This is a genomic window from uncultured Eudoraea sp. (genome assembly GCF_947258525.1).
In the GTDB taxonomy this organism is placed as follows: Bacteria; Bacteroidota; Bacteroidia; order Flavobacteriales; family Flavobacteriaceae; genus Eudoraea.
In genome coordinates this window covers 1-6,364 of sequence record NZ_CAMYIP010000194.1, presented here as the reverse complement: position 1 = coordinate 6,364, position 6,364 = coordinate 1, and the positions used below count along the sequence as shown (strand labels likewise).

The 6,364-nt window shown below is 37.7% G+C and carries 4 protein-coding genes and 2 pseudogenes; 4 read left to right on the top strand and 2 right to left on the bottom strand.

Features of this window, described 5'->3' with window-relative positions:
- A pseudogene (locus Q0X89_RS14670) lies at window positions 1-818 on the bottom strand (efflux RND transporter periplasmic adaptor subunit); the annotation flags it as partial.
- 18 nt (window positions 819-836) lie between these two features.
- Entirely contained in the window at window positions 837-3,173 is a 2,337-nt protein-coding gene (locus Q0X89_RS14665) for a TolC family protein (RefSeq protein WP_297695485.1), read from the bottom strand.
- 262 nt (window positions 3,174-3,435) lie between these two features.
- Here Q0X89_RS14665 and Q0X89_RS14660 point away from each other — a divergent pair, with 262 nt between their 5' ends.
- The 4 genes and pseudogenes from Q0X89_RS14660 to Q0X89_RS14645 form a co-directional block, all read left to right on the top strand.
- Window positions 3,436-4,074: a hypothetical protein gene (locus Q0X89_RS14660; protein WP_297695483.1), complete on the top strand. Its 639-nt coding sequence runs from the start codon at window positions 3,436-3,438 to the stop codon at window positions 4,072-4,074.
- A 124-nt stretch (window positions 4,075-4,198) separates the two neighbouring features.
- Complete coding sequence (locus Q0X89_RS14655) at window positions 4,199-5,227, top strand: trypsin-like peptidase domain-containing protein (protein ID WP_297695481.1); 1,029 nt, start codon at window positions 4,199-4,201, stop codon at window positions 5,225-5,227.
- A 42-nt stretch (window positions 5,228-5,269) separates the two neighbouring features.
- Window positions 5,270-5,935, top strand: a complete 666-nt coding sequence (locus tag Q0X89_RS14650) for a hypothetical protein (RefSeq protein WP_297695479.1) — start codon at window positions 5,270-5,272, stop codon at window positions 5,933-5,935.
- Window positions 5,936-6,178: 243 nt separating this feature from the next.
- Window positions 6,179-6,364: pseudogene (locus Q0X89_RS14645) on the top strand (hypothetical protein); the annotation flags it as partial.

Below are 6,364 nucleotides of genomic sequence, written 5' to 3'. Positions count from 1 at the left end.
ACATTAGCTGCCATACCTGATCTGATCTCATCAGTGGGATCCAAAACAACCACTCGTACAGGATAGGTAGCCGTATTTATATCTACAGAGGGAGAAACTTCTGTTACGATCCCGGAAAATTGCTTGTTTTCCAATACCGGAAAATTGATTTTAACATTCATGTCCTTATTAATCCTATTGATTATCCCTTCCGGTAAACCTAAAGATACTTCCATCTCAGTTCCAGCATTTAATATTGCTATATTCTGACCCGGACTCACATTCTCCTCAATTTCGGCATCTACAGCAGCGATAGTACCATCCTCGGGGGCATAGAGATAGCCAAATTTGATCTGTTCTGCCTCGATTCCTACGCTTCGTTGAGCGGATTCAAAACTCGCCTGGCCAGTTTTATATGAATTCTTAGCACTTTCATATTCACTTAATGATAAACTTCCTTTTTCATATAACACCCTTGTCCTCTCCAGATTCAATTTTGCAGTGTTCATTTGGGAGGCCGCACTGTTTTGTGCAGAAATAGCCGACTCATAGCTCAGCCTGGCCTGTACATTGTCTAATTGTGCGAGAAGTTCTCCCTTTTTAACTTGTTGCCCTATTTTTAGATTAAAGACTGTGATGATTCCACTACTGCGGAAACTGAGGTTTATTTCTCGTTCCGTTTTAGCGGTACCACTAAAAGTACGACTGTTTTCTCCGCCAAGGTAGCCCACTTCTTTATATAGTACCGGCCTTACAGGTGGTGGTTCCACTACTTTTTCCTTACATCCATTGCTTATGATTATGATCACTATTAACAATAAAAATCCTTTGTATTTCATGATTTAATTTTAAATATCTCAATTGTTGTTTTGCTCCAAAAACTGATAAAAACGACGTATAAACTCATCGTTCTCAGCCGTACTATGCAATAAAAAATAATAGCCAACAAAGCGTTCCAGTCTTAGGCTTGCCAATAAATACGTATATGTGGCATTGGCCCTGGCTACCCTGGCATTCAGGTAATTGTTTTGGGCATCCAGCAGTTGCACGATATTAACAGCACCATTTGAGTACGAAGTTTGTGTTAGATCAAGAGCCTCCTCTGCCGCTGCTTCAGCAACTTTAGACAAACTTATATTGGCCACTTCATTAATGAGGTTTATAACCGCTGTATTTACGTTGGTCTCTATTGCCAGATTTGTATTGCTCTTACTAAGATCCAATTGGTCTTTTTGAATCAAAGCTATCTGGCGATTTATATTCTGGCGGTTCTGATCTACAATCGGTATAGACAGGTTAACTCCTACTGTGTAATTATTATCCAGGTCAAAGTTAGGGTTGACCCCAACACCCCATCGGTTAAAGTTCTGGTTGAATTGCCCTTGAATGGCCAGATCGGGCAAGAAACGTCCGGAAGTGTTCAGCCTAACGGAACGACCGATAGCAGATATATCATAATCAAGCGCCTTGAGTTCCGGGGCATTTCGTTTAGCTTCCTCAACAAGAAAACTAACAAACGGGCGACGCAATTTCGGATCATCCAACAGTTCCCTTAGTTGAGTATAGTTGTATTGTTCAAATAAACCCTCTTCCAATTCTGCCTCTTCTACATCAATATTGTAATCAATGGGATTATTAAGTATTTGGTTCAGCTCAAAGAATCCCTGGTCTAATTCATTAATGGCCTCGATCATGGCTTGCATATCCTGGGCCAACTCGGATCTGAATCGCAGTAGGTCTGACTTTCCAGCCAGACCAGCCTCAAAGTTTTCGGAAGCGATTTCTACATTTTTTTTGGTTAGATTTAGGTTTGTTGCACGAATCTGGAGGTTTTGCTTCAAGATAAGTGCATTGAAATACGCATTGGAAGCTTCGAAGATAGCATCGAGCTGATCTGCATAGAATCTTTCGCGTTGTGAACCCAATAAATCTTTTTGGATGTTTATTCCGGCATTAGCATCTGCTGAGAATACGGTTTGATTCAGAACAATACTCGCATCCGTGGAATATTCAGGATTAATACCCTGGGAAGCCTCTGCCAGTTGAGGATCAATATAGGTGCCTGTCGCACTTGCCGAAACACTGGGAATATAACTGGTCCAGGCAGATTGCACCTCTTTTTCGCTTAATTCTACATCTTTTTGAAGTGTTTGCAATTGCAGATTATTTGCCAGTACCCGGTTTATCACCTCAAGGAGGTTATATTTTTCTTCGGAAATTTTTTTATCGAAGCTCCCGATAAAGTCGGTTATTGCCACCAAACTATATTTAATGGGAAGGGCTATACGATCGGCTGTATTGTAGTTTATGGTCAGTTTCTCATCAAAACTTATATAGACGGGAAGTTCGGCGAGTGCCCCTCCCTGGATATAGGCCTCTACCGAAAGTGCAATCCTTCTAAAAAACTGATATAAGTTCTCTTTAGCCTCGTTGGTGGCCAATATTCCAAGCCGCACGTCTTCGATTTTCGTACTGGAAAAACTTGGGAGACCGAGTTGGATACACAGTTCAGCCAGTCCGGATATTTCCTCAGATGTAAGATAAAATGTTTCGGCCAAATACAAAGCATCTATATCCTGTAGATTCGCTGTAATATCTTCATAGGTATTGAAAGATATAAGTTTGTATTCGGCACCGTATTTCTGAATTTCCTCATCGAATAAGTCTTCGTAGGGATACACCTCCATAAATGGCTGTTGAACAACGATCCCCAACTTTTTAAATCCGGTTAGCTCATAAAAAGTTGCCAAGTCATTAATGTAGGACCTTGAACTGATTAAATAGGTAATATTCTCGATTCCCGAGGTCTGAACCTCCTTGTCAATATCTAAAAAATCATTGTTAACGGCGCCAAAAATGATAGTTGGTTTGGGAAAACTGTCCTGGGCAATCATCACCGCATTGTTTACCAACCCAAAGGCCAAAATGATGTCGGTATCTGAGTTGAGCAACTGTTCGTAATTGGTCCTTGCTCTTTGGAGGTCTAAATCATTTGATAGAAAATATTCGTCTGGAAATTGAATGTAAGCATCTTCTCCTACAACATCTGTAATTTCATTTTTAAGATCTTCGAGAGTGGGAATTAATTCAGGTTTTATGAGGTCAACTAATATCCCGATATTATATGTTTTCTTTTCCTGTGATAAAACTATAAAAGGAATAACAAGCAAGTAGATTAAAACAATTTTTCTCATTTAATGCGCCAGTTTTTTCAATTTATTCTAAATAGGAAAGAGATGTAAATATATACTTTTTTTTTGAGTCGTTAAATCTTAAAATTATATATATGGATGGTTATAAACGCCCTATTTAAAAGGCCTTTGTTCATGCTTTTATTGATGTTTAACTTTAAAAAATAACATCTCACTTAAAGTTGGTTCATGCCATGGAAAAGTTGGAGAACTTAATTAATAAGCTTAATTTTCTACAATCATTTTGTATAATATTCAGACACATATGATTAAGAACCTTATCCTAACTTGGGTTTTGTTTTTTCTGCTTGCAGATTGCAACGATTCCTATCTCAGGGAATCTACCAATGTAAGTAATGTCAAAAAAAAATACGATAAGGTTTTGGTTGTAGCCCATACTAAGGACAACGTAGCCCGCATTAGGGCCGAAGGATTGGTAGTTAATGAACTGGGACTCCGAAAAGTGATTGCCGAATCTTCTGTAGATATTATTAAAACCGAAAAATTTTCCAAAGAAATGTCAGAGGATGAAATTAAAACCCTTGTTTCTCAATTGGTAGATGCAGGTTTCTCTGGTGTGTTAATAACCAATGTAATAAACACAGAGCAGTACAAAGATGTTATTCCGGGAGGTAGCAATGTGGGTTACCAATCACCTCAATATGGCAGGTTTGGGGAGTATTATAGTTACTACCCTGCTACCTCCTGGGAGCCCGATCGCATAGAAACAGCGGTTGATTATACCGTAGAAACTTGTTTGTACGATATAACCGCAACAAAGCAAGATAATTTGCAATGGGTAGGAAGATTTAAACTTAAAAACCCTGGGGATATAAAAGAAGCAATAGCACAGTATTCCAAAGAACTTGCAGATGCCTTAATTGCCCAAAGTATTAAACCATAATTGAAGTATCACAGCCCAAAGATTATTCCTTAGTCCCGCAACTTAGAAAGATCTTGTGTTAAATTCGTAAAAAGAAGTTCTTATTAGCTGCCATCTTAATCATGTCATATTTAAAAACGTTTAAATGAAAAAAATAATTTTAGCACTTACATTTCTAGTTTCCTTCTCCACCAATGCTCAAAATCTTTCAAAGATTTATCAGGATATTAATTCCTCCGTGGTAGTTATAAATATTATTAATGTTTCCAGAGAAAGTGCAGGGGAATCTATTGATGTGGTCACAGAAGAATCCCAGGGTTCCGGAGTATTAATAGGTGAAGAAGGCCTAATATGGACTGCTGCTCATGTAGTACAATCTGCTGAAGCAGTTCAAATTGAATTCTTAGATGGTGATATTTATGAGGGTACCGTTATAAGTTCTGTTGCTCAGGCTGATGTTGCCCTTGTAAAAATTGAGGGAGATTTTCAGTTAAAGAATAAAAAAGTTGCTCAAATTGGAGATTCTGACCGTGTTTCTATAGGCGACGATGTTTTTGTTCTCGGTGCCCCTCATGGTTTTAAACAATCCCTTTCACGCGGCATTCTCAGTGGTAGGTTTGTTCCTGAACATTTGAGCAATAATTTTGTAAAGATTGAATTTCTGCAAACCGACGCTTCCATTAATCCGGGTAATTCCGGGGGGCCCATGTTTAATATGAACGGAGAAGTAATTGGGATAGCAAGCAGAATATACAGCAATTCGGGGGGATTTGAAGGTATTGGATTTGCAATGTCTTCAAAGGTAGCAAACAAATTGCTCATGCAGGAACCAGGTATTTGGGGAGGTATGGAATCAATATTGCTGGATGGGAATCTTGCAAAAGCCCTTAATCTTCCTCAGGAAGCGGGTTTATTGATTACAAGTTTGTCTTCAAAAGGATCTGCAAGTGCACTGGGTTTAAAGGGTGGTTATATTTCAGCCAAAATTGAAGATACAGAACTTAAAATTGGCGGGGATATAATTTTGGAATTGGCCGGAATTACAGTAAAAGACATAAACTCACTTTTTGAGATAAGAAAGAAAATTTCTGAAACTCCAAAAGGAGAAGTCATTACAATGACCGTTCTAAGAAACGGAAAAATTGGCAAGGCAGAGTTTACCAGGGAGAATTAACTTCCAAATATTATACATACATTAGCCGTTCAAAAAAATGAAATGAAAAAAATATCAACTCTATTATTCCTACTCACAGGTTTTTTATTGACCAGTTGCTCAAGCTTCAAAGTTATTAAATCCTGGAAAGCTGAAACAGCTAACGAGATGCAGAACAAAAAAATTCTTGTAATAGGAAGATCAGCCGATTTGGATATCAGGATGGCGTATGAAAATGCAATCACTAAAAAGCTTGTGGGTGATGGATTTAATGCAATCTCAAGCTATACTCAGTTTCCTGATTTTAATCCCGTTGCCAAGATAACTGATGAACAAAAAGTACAAATCCGGACTGTTTTAGAAAAAAACGGATATAATGGTGTGGTGCTTACAGCATTAAAGGATTATCAGGAACATACACGCGAAATAGGGGCAGAAAAATATGATACTCAGGTAATTTATGGTGGAATGAATTATCCTATTAACTACGGAGGGTTTTACAACTATTTCTATCTTCCGGGATCTTACTCGGTAGATCAGGTTTCCCTTAAAACAGAAGGGACTACAATAACCTCCAAACTTTATATCTTGGAAACGGTGGTCTATGACCTGGAAAAGGAAGAGGGGAAACAACTTGTGGCATGGATCACAGCCTCAATTGAAAATCCTGATAATTCCCCTAGCGTAGCTTCGGCCTATGCAAATTCAATTGCAAAAGGTTTTAAGTAATAGTATTTTACTATATATATGGTTCTTGAATACTACATTGTCTCTTAGTATATTTCCGGTATAAAAATTGTACCTAATTAGTTTGAAATATATCGTAATATAAGGGATTCTTTAACTTGTTTTTTGTACCTTTTCAGCTAAATAATTCATTGCCTGCTAATTAAATTGAATGATGGCGGTAAATTATTATAAAACACTGAATATCAAAATGTTCCCAATAATATAATATAAATAAAAACTAAAATGTACACTAACTATTTAAAAAAATCGAACTTCTTATTATTCTTTTTTTGCTTTGCTTTTTCTCTAAGCTCGTTTGCCCAGATAGGGGGCTGGAATGTGGATTTGGAAAAAGATTCCAACGAAAAGCTGGCAGAAATGATTGAAAGGGTACCCAAATTACAAACCTTTAAGGATAAGTCATATGGT

Bases quoted from the DNA above. Each gene is read 5' to 3' on its own strand.
- Q0X89_RS14665 (WP_297695485.1), bottom strand. From the start codon at position 3,173: ATGAGAAAAATTGTTTTAATCTACTTGCTTGTTATTCCTTTTATAGTT.
- Q0X89_RS14660 (WP_297695483.1), top strand. From the start codon at position 3,436: ATGATTAAGAACCTTATCCTAACTTGGGTTTTGTTTTTTCTGCTTGCA.
- Q0X89_RS14655 (WP_297695481.1), top strand. From the start codon at position 4,199: ATGAAAAAAATAATTTTAGCACTTACATTTCTAGTTTCCTTCTCCACC.
- Q0X89_RS14650 (WP_297695479.1), top strand. From the start codon at position 5,270: ATGAAAAAAATATCAACTCTATTATTCCTACTCACAGGTTTTTTATTG.